Source organism: Arenimonas oryziterrae DSM 21050 = YC6267, from assembly GCF_000420545.1.
GTDB lineage: Bacteria > Pseudomonadota > Gammaproteobacteria > Xanthomonadales > Xanthomonadaceae > Arenimonas > Arenimonas oryziterrae.
In genome coordinates this window covers 334,046-350,606 of the sequence record NZ_ATVD01000001.1, presented here as the reverse complement: position 1 = coordinate 350,606, position 16,561 = coordinate 334,046, and the positions used below count along the sequence as shown (strand labels likewise).

General features: G+C 64.7%; 17 protein-coding genes and 1 tRNA gene. 15 read left to right on the top strand and 3 right to left on the bottom strand.

The features are described 5' to 3' along the window. Positions 1–82: 82 nt before the first annotated feature. The 9 genes from murJ (at position 83) to radA (ending at position 9,498) form a co-directional block, all read left to right on the top strand. Entirely contained in the window at positions 83–1,687 is a 1,605-nt protein-coding gene (gene murJ / locus G467_RS0101715; protein ID WP_022968002.1) for a murein biosynthesis integral membrane protein MurJ, read from the top strand. 26 nt (positions 1,688–1,713) lie between these two features. Further along, the gene (locus G467_RS0101710) at positions 1,714–2,670 is read left to right on the top strand and encodes a bifunctional riboflavin kinase/FAD synthetase (protein ID WP_022968001.1); all 957 of its coding nucleotides are present in this window, start codon (positions 1,714–1,716) and stop codon (positions 2,668–2,670) included. A gap of 62 nt (positions 2,671–2,732) precedes the next feature. Beyond that, positions 2,733–5,546: an isoleucine--tRNA ligase gene (ileS, locus tag G467_RS0101705; protein ID WP_051130389.1), complete on the top strand. Its 2,814-nt coding sequence runs from the start codon at positions 2,733–2,735 to the stop codon at positions 5,544–5,546. Positions 5,547–5,554: 8 nt separating this feature from the next. Further along, positions 5,555–6,043: a signal peptidase II gene (gene lspA / locus G467_RS0101700; protein ID WP_022967999.1), complete on the top strand. Its 489-nt coding sequence runs from the start codon at positions 5,555–5,557 to the stop codon at positions 6,041–6,043. A gap of 79 nt (positions 6,044–6,122) precedes the next feature. Next, positions 6,123–7,073: a 4-hydroxy-3-methylbut-2-enyl diphosphate reductase gene (gene ispH, locus G467_RS0101695; protein WP_022967998.1), complete on the top strand. Its 951-nt coding sequence runs from the start codon at positions 6,123–6,125 to the stop codon at positions 7,071–7,073. A gap of 45 nt (positions 7,074–7,118) precedes the next feature. Beyond that, positions 7,119–7,194 (top strand) — tRNA-Thr (locus G467_RS0101690). Between the two features lie 94 nt (positions 7,195–7,288). Continuing rightward, positions 7,289–7,597, top strand: a complete 309-nt coding sequence (locus G467_RS0101685; protein WP_022967997.1) for a DUF1272 domain-containing protein — start codon at positions 7,289–7,291, stop codon at positions 7,595–7,597. Positions 7,598–7,751: 154 nt separating this feature from the next. Beyond that, positions 7,752–7,997: a hypothetical protein gene (locus tag G467_RS0101680; protein WP_022967996.1), complete on the top strand. Its 246-nt coding sequence runs from the start codon at positions 7,752–7,754 to the stop codon at positions 7,995–7,997. 115 nt (positions 7,998–8,112) lie between these two features. Next, positions 8,113–9,498 (top strand): DNA repair protein RadA, encoded by a 1,386-nt coding sequence (gene radA / locus G467_RS0101675; RefSeq protein WP_022967995.1) that lies wholly within the window; start codon positions 8,113–8,115, stop codon positions 9,496–9,498. Here radA and G467_RS15000 read toward each other — a convergent pair whose 3' ends face one another. Together G467_RS15000 and G467_RS0101665 are read right to left on the bottom strand one after the other, a co-directional pair. Further along, complete coding sequence (locus G467_RS15000) at positions 9,499–10,710, bottom strand: S41 family peptidase (RefSeq protein ID WP_022967994.1); 1,212 nt, start codon at positions 10,708–10,710, stop codon at positions 9,499–9,501. A gap of 111 nt (positions 10,711–10,821) precedes the next feature. Further along, a complete protein-coding gene (locus G467_RS0101665) occupies positions 10,822–11,616 on the bottom strand; it encodes a cytochrome C assembly family protein (protein WP_022967993.1) in 795 nt (264 codons plus the stop codon). A 108-nt stretch (positions 11,617–11,724) separates the two neighbouring features. Here G467_RS0101665 and ffh point away from each other — a divergent pair, with 108 nt between their 5' ends. The 6 genes from ffh (at position 11,725) to G467_RS0101635 (ending at position 15,755) form a co-directional block, all read left to right on the top strand. After that, entirely contained in the window at positions 11,725–13,098 is a 1,374-nt protein-coding gene (ffh, locus tag G467_RS0101660; protein ID WP_022967992.1) for a signal recognition particle protein, read from the top strand. 161 nt (positions 13,099–13,259) lie between these two features. Further along, on the top strand, positions 13,260–13,514 hold the full coding sequence (gene rpsP / locus G467_RS0101655; protein ID WP_022967991.1) for a 30S ribosomal protein S16: 255 nt from the start codon (positions 13,260–13,262) through the stop codon (positions 13,512–13,514). A 37-nt stretch (positions 13,515–13,551) separates the two neighbouring features. Further along, the gene (gene rimM, locus G467_RS0101650; RefSeq protein ID WP_022967990.1) at positions 13,552–14,058 is read left to right on the top strand and encodes a ribosome maturation factor RimM; all 507 of its coding nucleotides are present in this window, start codon (positions 13,552–13,554) and stop codon (positions 14,056–14,058) included. Continuing rightward, entirely contained in the window at positions 14,058–14,822 is a 765-nt protein-coding gene (trmD, locus tag G467_RS0101645) for a tRNA (guanosine(37)-N1)-methyltransferase TrmD (RefSeq protein ID WP_022967989.1), read from the top strand. Before rimM ends, trmD begins: the two co-directional genes overlap by 1 nt. 105 nt (positions 14,823–14,927) lie before the next feature. Further along, positions 14,928–15,290, top strand: a complete 363-nt coding sequence (rplS, locus tag G467_RS0101640) for a 50S ribosomal protein L19 (RefSeq protein ID WP_022967988.1) — start codon at positions 14,928–14,930, stop codon at positions 15,288–15,290. A gap of 57 nt (positions 15,291–15,347) precedes the next feature. Beyond that, positions 15,348–15,755 (top strand): RNA-binding S4 domain-containing protein, encoded by a 408-nt coding sequence (locus tag G467_RS0101635; RefSeq protein WP_022967987.1) that lies wholly within the window; start codon positions 15,348–15,350, stop codon positions 15,753–15,755. Between the two features lie 51 nt (positions 15,756–15,806). Here the strand turns inward: G467_RS0101635 and G467_RS14995 are convergent, their stop codons facing one another. After that, the gene (locus G467_RS14995; RefSeq protein WP_022967986.1) at positions 15,807–16,463 is read right to left on the bottom strand and encodes a DUF937 domain-containing protein; all 657 of its coding nucleotides are present in this window, start codon (positions 16,461–16,463) and stop codon (positions 15,807–15,809) included. Positions 16,464–16,561: the final 98 nt, after the last annotated feature.

Sequence of the window (16,561 nt, the reverse complement as noted above, 5' to 3'; positions counted from 1 at the left end):
AGGTGGAGCTGAAGACCCGAAATTATGGACGATTCAAGGGCTTGAGTCAATTGCCGTCGGGCTTTGCCCCCGGGGGCCGGGCATGAGCCGCCCCAGCCTGCTGCGCTCCATGCTCAGCTTCAGCGGGGGCACCTTCGTTTCCCGCCTGCTGGGCCTGGTCCGCGAGATCGTCGTGACCACGACCTTCGGCGCTAGCGCGGCCACGGACGCCTTCTGGGTCGCCTTCCGCATCCCCAATTTCATGCGGCGCCTGTTCGCCGAGGGCTCGTTTTCCACGGCCTTCGTGCCGGTCCTGACCGAGACCAAGGAAAAGGGCACGCCCGAGGAACTGCGCCTGATGATCGCCCGGGTCTCCGGAACCCTTGGTGCAGTCCTGCTGGTCGTGGTCGCCCTGGGCGTGATGTTTTCCCCCCAGGTCACGGCGTTGTTCGCGATGGGCTCCCAGGACGAACCAGCCAAGCTCCAGCTGACCAGCGACCTGCTCCGGATCACCTTCCCCTTCCTGCTGTTCATCTCGCTCACGGCCATGGCCGGGGCCGTGCTCAACACGTTTCACCGCTTCGCCATTCCGGCCGTCGCACCGGTCATCATGAATCTGGCGATGATCGCGGCCGCCCTGTGGTGGGCGCCGTATTTCGCCGTGCCGATCACCGCCCTGGCCTGGGCGATCCTGATTTCCGGTGTCCTGCAGCTGCTTGTCCAGCTGCCTGAAATTCACCGACTCGGCCTGCTGTCCTGGCCGCGTTGGGGCTGGAACGCGCCCGAAGTGCGCAAGACGATGCGACTGATGGTGCCGACCTTGTTCGGATCCTCGGTCGCGCAGGTGAACCTGCTGTTCGATACCTGGATCGCGACATTCCTGATCACCGGTTCGCAGACCTGGCTTTCGCAGAGCGACCGCCTGCTCGAATTCCCGCTGGGCATGTTCGGCGTGGCCCTGGGCACGGTGATCCTGCCTTCGCTGTCGCGCCATCACGTCAATACCGATCACGCTGGATTCTCCAAGGCGCTCGACTGGGGCTTGCGGACGACCCTGCTGATCGCCGTGCCCGCGATGCTGGGTCTGGTGCTGCTGGCCCAGCCCCTGATCTCCACGTTGCTCCAACATGGCGAATACACCGCCGAAGACGCGCGCATGGCCGCCATGTCGCTGTCCGCGCTGAGTCTGGGACTGCCGGCTTTCGCCCTGGTGAAGGTTCTGGCGCCGGCCTTTTTCTCGCGTCAGGACACCAAAACGCCGGTGCGGGCGGGTATCGCATCCTTGTTAGCCAACATGGTGCTCAATGCGGTTTTTCTGGCCCTGCTGTTCATGCTCTGGCACAAGCCCGCCGACCTCGACCAGGGCTGGTTGCAGGCCCTGTCGAAGGTGCCCGGCCTGCATGTGGCGCTGGCGATGGCCAGTGCGCTGGCGAGCTATCTCAATCTTTGGATGCTTTGGCGCGCGCTGCGTCGCGACGGGATTTACCAGCGCGAGCCAGGGTGGGCCAAACATTGGTTGCGTCTGGGGGCGGCCAATCTCGCGATGGTGGCGGTTCTTTTGACCGGACTGTGGTTTTGGCCGGATTGGAACGGCTCGGTCTGGATGCGCATCTGGCATCTGAGCGCCCTGGTCGGCGGCGGCGGCCTGACCTACGCGGCGGTCCTGGTCCTGACGGGCTTGCGCCTGCGCGATCTGCGCGGCGTTTGAGGTCGCGCGAAGCTATACTTTCGCCCATGAGTCAGCTGTTTCGGGACGTTCAGGGCAAAGCACTTTGCCCGCAAGGCAGCGTGGTTTGCATCGGAGCTTTCGACGGCCTGCATCGTGGGCATCAGGCGCTGATCGGCCATGCCCGTGCCCGTGCGCGCGAGTTGGGCGTGGCCCTGGTGGCCCTGAGTTTCGAGCCGTTGCCGCGCGAATTCTTCGCCGCCGACGTGCCGCCGCCGCGCTTGCTGCTGCCGCGCGCGAAATTTGAAGGATTGCGTGATCTGGGTGTGGATGTCGTCGGCCTTCTACGCTTCGACCGCAAACTGTCGTCGATGAGTGCCGCGGATTTCATTGCTAACTTGCTGGTTGCGCGTCTGTCCGCGCGGGAAGTCTGGGTCGGACCCGAATTCCGTTTCGGAAAAGGTCGCGCGGGAGATTTCGCTCTGCTGCAGCAGGCGGGTGCGGAGCAGGGCTTTGCGGCTTGCGAAATAGCACCGGTGCTGTTCGAAGACGAACGTGTGTCCAGCTCGCGGCTTCGACTGCAGTTGGCGGCGGGCGATCTGAAAGGCGCCGCGAAGGCGCTGGGCCATCGCTATGCGATTTCCGGAAAGGTTGTGCGCGGCAAGCAACTGGGTCGCACGCTGGGTTATCCCACGGCGAACTTGCGCCTCGCGGGCAAGCGGCCGGCCTTGATGGGCATCTACGCGGTCTGGGTGCATGGCGTCGGTCCGCAGCCGATCGCGGGCGTCGCCAGTCTCGGCACGCGACCGACGGTTTCGGGCGTGGAGCCCTTGCTCGAAGCGCATCTGTTCGACTTCGACGGCGATCTGTACGGTCGGCGCATCCGCGTGGAATTCGTCGCCAAGCTGCGCGACGAAGAAAAGTTTGACGGGCTGCCGGCCCTGGTGAAACAAATGGACATCGACGCCGCGCAGGCGCGACATGTTTTGCGGCACGACCATGAAGAATTGGGAGTCAGTGCGTGAGCTCGACCGATAACAAGAAAGACTACAAGCACACCATCACCTTGCCGGATACGGCATTCCCGATGCGCGGCGATCTGCCCAAGCGTGAGCCCGGCGTGCTCGCCGGCTGGCAGAAGGACAACTTGTACGCGCAGATTCGCGCGAAGGCCAAGGGTCGCCCCTCGTTCGTACTGCACGACGGTCCGCCCTATGCCAACGGTGCGATTCATATCGGTCACGCGGTGAACAAGATCCTCAAGGACATGGTGGTCAAGTCGAAGCTGGTCGCCGGCTTCGATGCGCCTTACGTGCCCGGTTGGGACTGCCATGGCCTGCCGATCGAACTGGTCGTCGAAAAGAAATTCGGCAAGGTCGGCGACAAGCTCGATGCCGCGGCGTTCCGACAGAAATGCCGCGACTATGCCGGCGAACAGATCGCCGGGCAGAGCAAGGACTTCCAGCGTCTGGGCGTGCTCGGCGATTGGCTCAATCCCTATCGCACGATGGACTTCCGTTTCGAAGCGGACATGTTGCGCTCGCTGGCGAAGATCGTTGAACGCGGCCATCTAGCACGCGGCGTCAAGCCGGTGCACTGGTGCTTCGATTGCGGCTCGGCGCTGGCCGAGGCGGAAATCGAATATGCCGACAAGGTGTCTCCGGCCATCGACGTCGCCTACGACGCGATCGACGGCAAGACGCTGGCCGCGAAGTTCGATGTCGATTCTGGCGGCGCGATCGTCGCCGTGCCGATCTGGACCACCACGCCGTGGACGCTGCCTGCCAGCGTCGCGGTGACGCTGGGCCCGGACGTGGAATACGTGCTGGTCGAAGGGCCGGCGCGCAACGGTCGCCGTGTGTTGCTGGTGCTGGCTGAAGCTTTGGCAGAAACCACCCTCGCGCGCTACGGTATCGCGACGCCAGAAATACTCGGGCGTGTCGCGGGTGCGGCGTTGGAATTGTTGTGGTTGCAGCATCCGTTCTACGAGCGACAGGTCCCGATCATCCTCGGCGACCACGTCACCACCGACGCCGGTACCGGTGCCGTGCACACCGCTCCGGGCCACGGTCAGGAAGACTTCGTCGTTGGCCTTAAATACGGTCTGCTGGAGAAATACTCCGCGGCGGAAATCAATCCGCTCGGCGGCAACGGCGTCTATTTGCCAAGCACGCCGATTTTCGCCGGCCAGTTCATCTGGAAAGCGAACGACAGCGTCATCGCGCTTCTGGCCGAGCGCGGCGTGCTGCTGGCGTCGGAGAAGTTGAGTCATAGCTATCCGCATTGCTGGCGCCACAAGTCGCCGGTGGCCTTCCGCGCCACGCCGCAGTGGTTCATTTCGATGGAGCAGGCGAATTTGCGCCGCGATGCCCTTGCCTCGATCAAGGGCGTGAAGTGGATTCCCGACTGGGGCGAAGCGCGCATCGCCGGCATGATCGAAGGCCGCCCGGACTGGTGCATCAGTCGTCAGCGCACCTGGGGCGTGCCGATCGCGCTGTTCGTGCACCGGGAAACTGGCGAGCCGCATGCGCGCAGCGTGGAGTTCATGCGTGCCGTCGCCGACCGCGTGCAGGAAATCGGCACCGATGCCTGGTTCGGCCTGGATCCAGTGCAGCTGCTTGGTGCCGACGCCGGCGACTACGACAAGATCACGGACATCCTGGACGTTTGGTTTGATTCCGGCGTCACGCATGAAGGCGTGCTCGCCGCGCGTGCGGCCGATGGCCTGCACAAGCCCGCCGACATGTATCTCGAAGGGTCGGATCAGCATCGTGGCTGGTTCCAGAGTTCCCTGCTTACCGGCATCGCGATGGATGGTGCCGCGCCCTATCGTGAAGTGCTCACGCACGGGTTCACCGTGGATGCCAGCGGCCGCAAGATGTCGAAGTCGATCGGCAACGTCGTCGAGCCGCAAAAGGTCATCGATGCCCTCGGTGCCGACGTGCTGCGCCTGTGGGTCGCAGGTGCCGACTATCGCAACGAGATGTCGGTCTCGGACGAAATCCTCAAGCGCAGTGCCGATGCGTATCGCCGCATTCGCAATACCGCCCGTTTCCTGCTGGGTAATCTCGCGGGTTTCGATCCTGCCGCGCATCTGCTTGCCGTCGATGATTGCCTGCTGCTCGACCAGTGGGCGATGGCCAAGGCGCGCAAGCTCAACGACGAAATCTGGACGGCCTATCGCGACTACGATTTCGCGCGCGTGGTGTCCCTGGTGCAAAACTTCTGCACCAACGAGCTCGGTTCGTTGTACCTGGACGTCACCAAGGACCGTCTCTACACCATGCCGGTCGACAGTCGCGGCCGGCGATCGGCGCAGAGCGCGATGTTCCGCATCCTCGAGGCTTTCGCGCGCTGGATCGCACCGGTGCTCAGTTTCACCGCCGACGAGCTCTGGCAGTTCCTGCCGGGAACGCGCGAAGGCAATGTCCTGTTCACGACCACGGCCGATATCGACGCCCTGTTGCCTACGCAGGGCGCCTACCTTCAGGCCGACGGCGCCTTGATGCAGCAGCTGCTGTCCCTGCGTGAATCGGTCAGCAAGGTGCTCGAACCGATGCGTGCCGAGGGCAAGTTGGGCGCGTCGCTGGAGGCCGAGGTGCAGGTGTTCGCCGATGTCGATGCAGGAGAACTTGCGGCGCGGCCGGGTCTCGCCGACGAATTGCGCTTCCTGTTCATTACTTCGACGCTGGACCTGCGTACGACGGCAGCGACATCGGCCGACGCCGTCAAGGTGGAGGGTGCTGACGCCTGGATCTTCGCCAAGGCTTCCAGCAACCCCAAATGCGTGCGTTGCTGGCACTACCGCGCCGACGTCGGCAGTCACGCCGACGACCCGGAGCTGTGCGGCCGTTGCGTAGAAAACGTCAACGGCAGCGGCGAAAGCCGGCGCTATTTCTGAGGCCCGTGATGACTGTCGCCAACAAGCCGCATCCCAACGCCCTGTCCTGGCTGCTCGCCTCGGTGGTGCTGATAGCGCTCGATCAGTGGACCAAGTTCCTCGCTGTGGACACGCTGGCGTTCGGCGAGTCCGTGACCTTCATTCCCGGCTTCTGGAACTGGACCCTTGCGCACAACACCGGTGCGGCGTTCAGTTTCCTGGCCAACGCCGGGGAGTGGAAGCACCTGTTTTTCAGCGGGCTGGCTCTCGTCATCAGTACCACGCTGGCGGTCTGGCTGGCGCGCACCCCGCGCTCGGACTGGCGCACGGCCTTGCCGTTCGCGCTGATCATTGCCGGCGCGCTCAGCAATGTGGTCGACCGCTTCCGTCTGGGCTATGTCGTGGACTTCGTGCATTGGTACCTCGGCAGCTACGACTGGCCGATCTTCAACGTCGCCGATTCCTGCATCGTGGTCGGCGTGGGCCTGATGCTGCTGACGAGTTTTCACAAGAAATGAATCGCCCACCCGACCATCGCCACGACACCCGACGGCAAGCGGCGTATCCTGAAGCCATCACGGCCGGGAGTTCGTTCTGATGGACATCGTGCTCGCCAATCCCCGCGGTTTCTGCGCCGGCGTCGATCGCGCGATCGAGATCGTCAAGCGCGCGCTCGAAAGCTTCGGCGCGCCGATCTACGTGCGTCATGAAGTCGTGCATAACCGTTTCGTCGTCGAAGACTTGCGCCAGCGCGGCGCCGTGTTCGTCGAAGAGCTCGACGAAGTCCCAGTCGGCGCAACGGTGATCTACAGCGCGCACGGCGTGTCGCAGGCGGTACGCGCGGAAGCGGCGCAGCGCGGTCTCAAGGTGTTCGATGCAACCTGTCCGCTGGTGACAAAAGTGCACATCGAGGTCTCGCGCCACTGCCGCGCCGGTCGCGACGTCGTCCTGATCGGCCACGAAGGCCATCCCGAGGTCGAAGGCACGATGGGCCAATGGCAGGCCGAAGCGGGGCAGGGACACATCTACCTCGTCGAAGACGTGAACGATGTCGCCGCGCTCGAAGTTTCGCAGCCGACGAACCTGGCCTACACCACGCAGACGACGCTATCGGTCGACGAGACCCGCGACGTCATCGAAGCATTGAAAGCGCGTTTCCCGGCGTTGCAGGGGCCGCGCCACGACGACATCTGCTACGCCACCCAGAACCGGCAGGACGCCGTGCGCGAGCTTGCCGCCGAATGCGACCTGGTTCTCGTCGTCGGCTCGGTCAACAGCTCCAATTCCAATCGTCTGCGCGAGCTGGCCGAGCGCGACGGGGCGACCGCCTACCTGATCGACGGGGCGGAATACATCCAGCCCGAATGGTTGCAGGGCCGGCAGCGTATCGGCGTCACGGCGGGCGCCTCGGCCCCGGAAGTGCTGGTCCAGGGCGTGATCGCCCGCCTGCAGGCCCTGGGGGCCGGCGAGGTGCGCGAGCTGCACGGTGAGCCCGAAGACATGGTCTTTGCCCTGCCCAAGGAGTTGCGCCTGGTGCTGGTGGACTGAATCAAATTGACCCAAACCCGGCCCGCAGCTTAGAATTCGTGTTCCGCCGGAATAGCTCAGTTGGTAGAGCGCGTCATTCGTAATGATGAGGTCGTAGGTTCGATTCCTATTTCCGGCACCAGTAAAAACAGGGGCTTGCCAGGGTTTTCCCCTCGCAGGCCCTTGCTGTTTCTGGGGCCGCCAAGTCCGTCGTCGGCACATTCGGGGAGAACGTGATGTTGCAACTCCGTCCCAGCTGCGAACACTGCAACACGCCCTTGCCGCCGGCATCGACCGAGGCCTTCATCTGCTCGTTCGAATGCACCTTCTGCGAAGCCTGCGCGACCGGACTGCTGGGCAACGTCTGTCCCAATTGCGGTGGCGGGTTCACGCCGCGTCCGATCCGGCCAGCGACGAACTGGAAGAACGGGAATTTCCTCGGCGCGAATCCCGCGACGGAAAAAGTGACGTACAAACCCGTGGACTTGGCAGCGCACGCCGCGTTGATGACCGCCATGGCCGGACTGCCGCCCGAGCGGCGCTGAATCCCTGTTGATCATTTTGCGTGTTGGTGACCGCCATCACACGAGGGCCGGCGAATACGCGACCCGGTTCTCAGCGGCCCATGACTGAGGGCACATGAACCCGCGGGTCGACGGGCGCATCGTCTCCCCTGGTTTTCATGCGTCCGGGGGGACCATGTCCTACACCGCCATTCTCGCCGCCAGTTTCACTGCCGGCATCGTCCTGGCCCATTTGCGTTTCAGCCGCGAATTCGCTGTGCTGGCCGAACATCTGGATCGCCTGGAACTGTTTCCCTGCGAAGTGCGACAGATCGAGCGCCGGTTCTTCGCGCCCTTGCGCCTGGCCGCGCCGGCCCTGTTCTACGGTGGCCTGATCGCCATCGTGAGTTGCGGCACGCACTGGCTGTTCACGGCCGGCTGAGGCCAGAAATTTCCCACCGCCCGTGGCGTGTAGACGAGCTGTCTTTTTTTCTCCGGTCTCGGATACTGCGACGGAAGGATGCGAGACTCGCATCCTCCCCTGCGCGAGCCTGCCCGTGTCGAAAAGCAAAGCCAAGACCGCCTTCGTTTGCGCCGAGTGCGGCGCGAACCACAACAAATGGCAAGGCGCCTGCAGCGAGTGCGGGGCCTGGAACACGCTTAGCGAGTTTGTCGTCGAACCGGCATCGGCCGGCAAAGGCGCCGCGCGCAATAGCGGCTACGCCGGCGCCACGGATTCAGCGCGAATCATGGCCCTGCGCGAAGTCAGTCAGGTGGCGGAGGTGCGTGTTTCCACGGGCATCGGCGAGCTCGATCGCGTGCTCGGCGGCGGCCTGGTCGAAGGGTCGGTCGTGCTGGTCGGCGGCGATCCGGGCATCGGTAAATCCACGTTGTTGCTGCAGGCGCTCGCTTCCATGGGCGGACGTCTGCCGGCCTTGTATGTCACCGGCGAAGAAAGCCTCGCGCAGGTCGCCGGGCGCGCCATGCGCCTGGGCCTGCCGCTGGACGGGCTCGACGCGCTGGCGGAAACCAGCGTCGAGAAAATTCTCGCCCTGTCGAGCAAGGCCAAGCCGCGCCTGATCGTTGCCGATTCCATCCAGACGCTGTGGTCGGAACAACTGACGGCGGCGCCCGGTTCGGTCAGTCAGGTGCGCGAGAGCGCGGCGCGGCTGGTGCGCTATGCCAAGGAAACCGGCACGAGCGTGTTCCTGGTCGGCCACGTCACCAAAGAAGGCGGCATCGCCGGACCGCGCGTGCTCGAACACATGGTCGATGCGGTGCTCTATTTCGAAGGCGAGAGCGGCAGCCGCTTCCGCGTGCTGCGTGCTTTCAAGAACCGGTTCGGTGCCGTCAACGAGCTGGGGGTCTTCGCGATGTCCGACAAGGGGTTGCGCGAAGTACCGAATCCCTCGGCGATCTTTCTCTCCGGCGCCACCGGGCCGACGCCGGGCAGCGCCGTGATGGTCACGCGCGAAGGCACGCGGCCGCTGCTGGTCGAAGTACAGGCGCTGGTCGATCACAGTCCCTTGTCGAATCCACGGCGCGTCACGCTGGGTCTGGAGCAGAACCGCCTGGCCATGTTGCTCGCCGTCCTGCATCGCCACGGCGGTGTCGGCGTGTTCGATCAGGACGTTTTCGTCAACGTGGTCGGCGGCATCCGGGTGCAGGAAACCGCGGCAGACCTGCCGGTCCTGCTCGCCGTGCTGTCGTCGCTGCGCGACCGGCCACTGGCGGAGAAAACCGTGGCGTTCGGCGAGGTCGGTCTCTCCGGGGAAATCCGTCCCGTGCCCAATGGCGAGGAGCGTCTGCGCGAAGCGGCGACGCATGGCTTCAAGCGTGCGCTCGTGCCCAAGGCCAACGCGCCCAAGAGCGGGCGCGTGGGCGAGATGCAGGTCATCGGCGTGGAGCGTCTTTCCGAGGCACTGACGGCCAGCGAAGGCTGATCATTTTTTCGCGAGCACCGCTGCCAGGGCGGCGGCTTGCTGCGTCGCGTCTTCGACATGCATCGGGATCTCGATGTCCGGCGCGATGCCTTCGACCTCGTTGGTCCCGTCGTCGAGGAATCGCGCGCAATTGGACATCATCACGTCGAATGGACTTGCGCGGAACTGCGTGCGCGTACCGCCATTGACGTAGCCGCAGCCGGCACCGGCCGTGCGCTCGCCGATGATCGTCGCAACGTGGTTGAGTTTCAGCCACGCGACCATGGATTCCGACGCGGAACCGGTGCCACGGTCGGCGAGCACGAGCACTGGCCCCGTCCACACGCCCGTGCCCTGCAGTTGGATGCGCTCGGGCGCGTCCTGGAGAACCTGGCATACCGGCTCGCCACGCCAGATGCCGGAGCGATCGCAGACCGGGCCGACCATGCGCGCGTCTTCGCGCGACATTGCATGGTCGGTCATCAGCGCAATGACTTCGTCCACCCATTCGGTGCCGCCACCGTTGCCGGAGATGTCGATGAGCAGGCGCGTGGCCCCCTTGCTCTTGAGTTCGCCGATCGCCTGCTTGAGTTTTTCCTGTTGCAGAGCGCGCACGGCTAGCTTGAGTTCGTATTCGCCGATGCCGGGCTTGAAGACCTTTTCGCATGCGCCGAAATAGCTGTCTTCGCCGAATTGCGCGATGCGCAGCACGCCGATGTCGCCGATCAGCGCGGTCGGGAAGTCGCCGTCGCGCACGGGCGTCCATCCGGGCAGTCGCGCAAACGGAAACACGAAGGCGTGGTTGGCGTCCTCGTAGCCGGCTGCGGTGCAATCGGCGCCGGCGGGTGAGTCGACGAAGGCTTCTTCTTCGGTGGCATCGCCCTCGGCCGGCGTCACAACCGGCGCGGCTTCGACGATCGGGCGGTCGCCCACGCGCATGCGGAAATGCGGATCCTTGAACGCCTTGATGAAGCGACGGATCGCCAGGAACGCGCGCACGCGCGAGTGCGCGCCGTCGATCGCAGCGGTCGTCTGCCGGTCGAGGGCAAGGATGTCGAGCTTGCGGTGTTGGGCCATCCAGTCGAGATTGGCGTAGCCGCTCGCCATGTCGGTCTTGAGACGGCGATAGTCTGCTTGCCAGGCGGGCGCGTCATACGTGGTCACGTCCCAAAGCACGACCAGTCCCAACAGGACGACGACGGAAAGGGCGAGGCGGCGCAGAAACTTCAGCATGGCAGTGAACCGGATCAGGTTCGGCAAGGCTAACCACGCCATCTGCGCACTTGAATAGTCCGTTGGTCCCTGGGCCGAACCGCCTAGGCGTTGCGGACGCGGAGCGCCGGCTCAGACCCGATGGAGGATTAGCTCGCGCACGAACGCGCTGCCGAAGAACGCCAGAAGCAACAGCGCCATGGCCGTCAGCGTGAGCTTCACCGCGCGCGGGCCGCGCCAGCCGAACCGCCAGCGGCCGAACAGCAGCACCGCGAGCACGATCCAGCTCAGCACCGACAACACCGTCTTGTGCACCAGATGCTGGTCGAGCAGGTTCTCGACAAAAACCACGCCCGTGATCAGGGCTAGCGTGAGCACGACGAAACTGGCGCTCAGTGAGCGGAACAGCAGGGTTTCCAGTTGCGTCAGCGGCGGCAGGGCGGTCAGCCAGCCGCGAACCTGTCGCTGCCGCAATGCCTTGTCCTGAAACCAAAGCATCACCGCCAGCAATGCCGCGATCGCCAGGGAGGCATAGGCAAGCAGGGCAAGCCAGGCGTGCAACTGCAATTGCCAGTCCAGGGTGCTGGCTTTGCCGTGTCCGGCGAAGTGATAAAGCAGCAGAAAGAATGCCGCGAGCGGATACACCAGCACGCGCAGGGCCTCGAGTCGCTGCGAGGTCGCCGCGATCGTGCTCAGGGCCGCCATGCCCAGTCCCACCAGCGACAGCGCGGCGAAGAAATGCAGGTCCGGCCCGTTGAGGCGGTTCCAGCCCAGTCCATGGGCGGCGGTGTGCAGTGCGATGGCCGGCAGGACCAGCCAGAGCAGGCCGCGGGCATGGCCTTCGTCCTTGCGCAAGCTGCGCATCAGCGCACCGGCCGCGAGCAGATAGGCGAGGGCGGCGGCGACGGGGATGAGGGAATCGAGCATGGCCGGAGTTTGGCATATCGCCGTGTTGTTGCGAACCGTTCTCGACTGGAGAGTGTCGCCGGCCCGCCGCGTTATACTTCACGCCCCTGCTTTCCGGCCTGAAATCCCATGTTCGAGTCGCTGACCCAGCGCCTTTCCGGCACCCTGCAACGCCTGCGCGGCCGTGGCCGCCTGAGCGAAGACAACATCCGCGAGAGCTTGCGCGAAGTGCGTATCGCGCTGCTGGAAGCCGATGTCGCGTTGCCGGTCGTGGTCGCGCTCATCGAGCGCATCAAGGCGCGCGCGATTGGTCAGGAAGTGCTGCAAAGCCTGACGCCCGGCCAGGCGCTCATCAAGATCGTGCACGACGAGATGGCGGCGGTCATGGGGTCGCAGGCCAGCGATCTCAATCTCAACGTGCCCACGCCTGCGATCATCCTGATGGCCGGCCTGCAGGGCGCGGGCAAGACGACGACCGTCGGCAAGCTCGCCAAGCACCTCAAGGAAAAGCGCAAGAAGAAAGTCATGGTGGTGAGCTGCGACGTCTACCGACCGGCTGCGATCCAGCAACTGCAGACGCTTGCCAAGCAGGTCGACGTGCTCTTTTTCCCGAGCGACGCCGGGCAGGATCCGGTGGCAATCGTCCGCGCCGCGATCGACGACGCGAAAAAGAGTTTCGTCGACGTGCTGATCGTCGATACCGCCGGCCGCCTCGCGATCGACGAAGCGATGATGGCCGAGATCAAGGCATTGCATGCCGCGATCCATCCAACCGAAACCCTGTTCGTCGTCGACGCGATGACCGGCCAGGATGCGGCCAATACCGCCAAGGCCTTCAGCGAAGCGCTGCCGCTGACCGGCGTCGTGTTGACCAAGACCGATGGCGATGCGCGCGGTGGCGCGGCGTTGTCGGTGCGCTACATCACCGGCCAGCCGATCAAGTTCACCGGTGTCGGCGAAAAACCCGACGGACTGGACGTGTTCCATCCCGATCGCGCGGCGAGCCGCATTCTCGACATGGGCGATGTACTGTCCCTGGTCGAGCAAGTGCAATCGCAGGTTGACCAGGACAAGGCGGCGAAATTCGCCGAGAAGGTCGCCAAGGGCAAGAAGTTCGACCTCAACGACATGCGCGACCAGCTCGAGCAGATGCAGAACATGGGCGGCATCGCCGGGCTCATGGACAAGCTGCCGGGCATGGGGCAGATCCCCGACCACGTGAAAGGTCAGGTCACCGGCAAGGAAGTGCCGCGCATGGTCGCGATCATCAATTCGATGACCAAGAAGGAGCGTCGCAATCCGGCCCTGCTGAACGGCTCGCGGCGCGCCCGCATCGCCAAGGGTGCCGGCACCACGCCCGCCGAGGTCAACAAGCTGGTCAAGCAGTACGACCAGATGGAATCGATGATGCGCAAGCTGTCCCAGGGCGGTATGAAGGGCATGCTCAAGAACATGAAGGGACTGATGGGCGGCGGCGGCTTCCCGGGCGGTTTCCGGCGCTAAGGGCGGTTTCCGGGCCTGCGGGCCTTGCTCCGGAGCCTGTTTCGGGGTCCCGAGACGGCGGAGACTGGCCAGGGTTTCCCTAACCCATTGAAGCCGCTATAATCACCGGCTCCCCGGCCGCCTTCGGCACCGGCTTCCACCAGAAAATAGAGCACACCGAAATGGTCAAGATTCGCCTGACCCGTGGCGGCGCCAAGAAGCGCCCCTTCTACCACATCGTCGCAACCGATCATCGCAACAAGCGCGATGGCCGTTCGCTTGAGCGCCTGGGCTTCTACAACCCGGTTGCGCAGGGCAATGAAAAGCGCGTCGAGCTCAATGCCGAGCGCGTGAACCACTGGGTTTCCCAGGGCGCGCAGCTGACCGACAAGGTCCGCATGCTGCTCAAGGAAACCGCTGGCCAGGCTTCGGCCTGAGCCATCGCCTCGCGACGCTGACGCGAGGACCACGCCGATGACGCAAGAGCGCCGAATCCTGCTGGGCAGGGTCCTCGGCGCTTTTGGCGTTCGTGGCGAACTGAAATTGCACAGCTTCACCGATCCGGTATCGACGGTGATGAAGTACCAGCCCTGGACCCTGATCCACAATGGCGTCGAGCGCGAGCTGGACAAGGTGCGTGGTCGCGAGACCAACAAGGGCATGGTCGTCACCTTCGCCGACTGCAGCGACCGCGATGCCGCCGAAGCGCTGGCCGGGGCCGAAGTCTGGGTAGCGCGCCGCCTGCTGCCGCCGCCCAAGCCCGGCGAGTACTACTGGGTCGACCTGGAAGGTCTCACGGTGGTCACCCGTGAAGGCGTGGAGCTGGGCAAGGTGGCCTATCTCTTCGAAACCGGCGCCAACGACGTGATGGCTGTCGCCGGCGACCGCGAACGCCTGATTCCCTTCATCAACGAGCAATACATTCTCGACGTCGATTTCGACGCCGGCCGGATCACGGTCGATTGGGATCCGGATTTCTGATGCGGATCGATGTCCTGAGCCTGTTCCCCGATTTCATCCGCCAATGCGCCCAGGTTGGCGTGGTCGGCCGTGCCGTGGAGCGCGGGCTGCTCACGGTCGAGCCCTGGAATCCGCGGGATTTCGCCACCGACAACTACCGCCGCGTCGACGATCGTCCGTTCGGCGGCGGTCCCGGCATGGTCATGTTGCCGGAGCCGTTGTCGGCCTGCCTCGCGGCGGCGCGAGCGGCCTCGGCGCTGCCTGCGCGGGTGATTTATCTCAGTCCGCAAGGCAAGCCGCTGACGCAGGCCAAGGCGCGAGAGCTGGCGGCGCTGCCGCGGCTAGTCATGGTCTGCGGTCGCTACGAAGGACTGGACGAGCGCTTCATCGAAAAGGAGATCGACGAGGAATTGTCGATTGGCGACTACGTGTTGTCGGGCGGCGAACTGGCCGCGGCCGTAGTCATCGATGCCGTCGGGCGCCTGCAGGCGGGGGCGCTGAACGACGCCGAGTCCGCCGAGCAGGACAGTTTCGAGGACGGCCTGCTCGACTGCCCGCACTACACCCGGTCCGAGTCGCTCGGAACGGAAGGCGTGCCGGCGGTCCTGTTGTCCGGCGACCACGCCAAAATCGCCCGCTGGCGCCGCCAGCAGAGCCTGGGCCGGACCTGGCTGCGCCGTCCGGACCTGCTGGAAGGCCGTGTCCTGGACAAGAAAGACGCCGCCTTGCTGGCCGAATTCCAGGCCGAATGGCAGGCCCAGGCAAAAAAAGCCGAAAACCCCTAGGCAATCAGCAGCTTCGCTGTCTATAATGCGCGGCTTACCCCCGTGGTTCACCAGCCCGGGCGGCCCCAAGAACTACAGATCAAAACGATCAGAACCGGTGCAACCATGAACAAGCTCCTCCAGCAATTCGAAGCCGACCAGATCACCCGCACGCTGCCGGATTTCGGCCCGGGCGATACCGTCGTCGTGAACGTCAAGGTCAAGGAAGGCAACCGTGAGCGCGTCCAGGCCTATGAAGGCGTGGTCATCGCGATCAAGAACGCCGGCCTGAACTCGGCCTTCACCGTCCGCAAGATCTCGCACGGTTTCGGCGTCGAGCGCGTTTTCCAGACCCACAGCCAGGTCATCGACTCCGTGTCGGTGAAGCGCCGCGGCAAGGTCCGCGCCGGCAAGCTGTACTACCTGCGCGATCTGGAAGGCAAGAAGGCTCGCATCAAGGAAGACCTGGGCGCCCGTTCGGCCGACTAAGGCCACCGAGGATCCAGCGCAACGGCCACCTTCGGGTGGCCGTTCTGCTTTCCGGACATGAATAAACCCGTTGCCGCCGCAGATACGATTCGCCTCGACCTGTGGCTGTGGGCGGCGCGTTTTTTCAAGACGCGTTCGCTGGCCAAACAGGCGATCGAATCGTCCAAGGTCGAGGTCGGTGGGCAGCCGGTCAAACCCTCGCGCGGCGTGCGCATCGGCGATGCATTGCGCGTGCGCCGCGGCGATGAAGTCTTTGAAGTCGACGTGCTCGGGCTTAGCGACAAGCGCGGATCGGCCGTCGTTGCACAAACTCTGTATCGCGAAACCGCCGAATCCATCGAGCGCCGCGCCGCCGAGCGCGAGAAAAAACGCATGGAAGCGACCGGTTACCGCGCTCCCACGACCAAGCCGGACAAGCGCGCACGGCGATTGATCCAGGCGCTGGGCGATCTGGACGCGCTGTAGTCCGATGGAAGACGAGACCCTGCTGTCGCGGCTTCGATGAAATACGCGCTGTCAGTTCTTGCCGAAGATCGAGCCGAGCAATCCGCCCAGGCCGCTCTGCGGCTGCGTTGATTGTGAAGTCCCAGTCGATCCCTGCGCCGCGGCGAGAATGTCGGAAAAATCCACGTCGCCGTCGCCATCCTTGTCCAGCACGGCATTGAGGATCGTGCCGCCCAGGCCGCCGCCACCGCTGGAAATCTGCTGATGCTGGCGGCCCAGCAAGCCGCCGAGGGCCTGCGCGCCGAGACCTTCGTGTTGCGTGCGATTGCCCAGATAGGCCATCACGATCGGCGCGAGCATCGCCATGAGTTGCATCACCTGAGCCTGGCCGAGTCCCGACGCCTGGCTGACGCCGGAAGCCGCGGTGTTCTGTCGCGCCCCCAGGACATGACCGAGGATCGCCGCGCCATCGCCGCCACCGCCGAGCACGCTGCCCAGGACGCTGCCGATGTCGAGTCCGCTGTGATCGTTTTGCACCGCCGCATGGATCGCTTCAGCGCCGCCCGGCTGACTGGCGTTCTTGCCCAGCGCGCCGAGAATCAGCGGTAAGGCCATCTGAACGGCATCTGCGGTTTGACCTGGAGGCGCGCCGATCTGGCCGGCAATCGATTGCACTGCGTCCGGGCCGATCGCGCCCAGTACCTGACTGATGAGATCGTCGCTGCTCATGGTCCACTCCCGCTTCGGTGGGGACGATCACGGTAGCATGGAGATCGGCGTCCGCGAATGACCGAGGGCGGCGGCGGTCGCCCGTCCGCGAGCGGCCG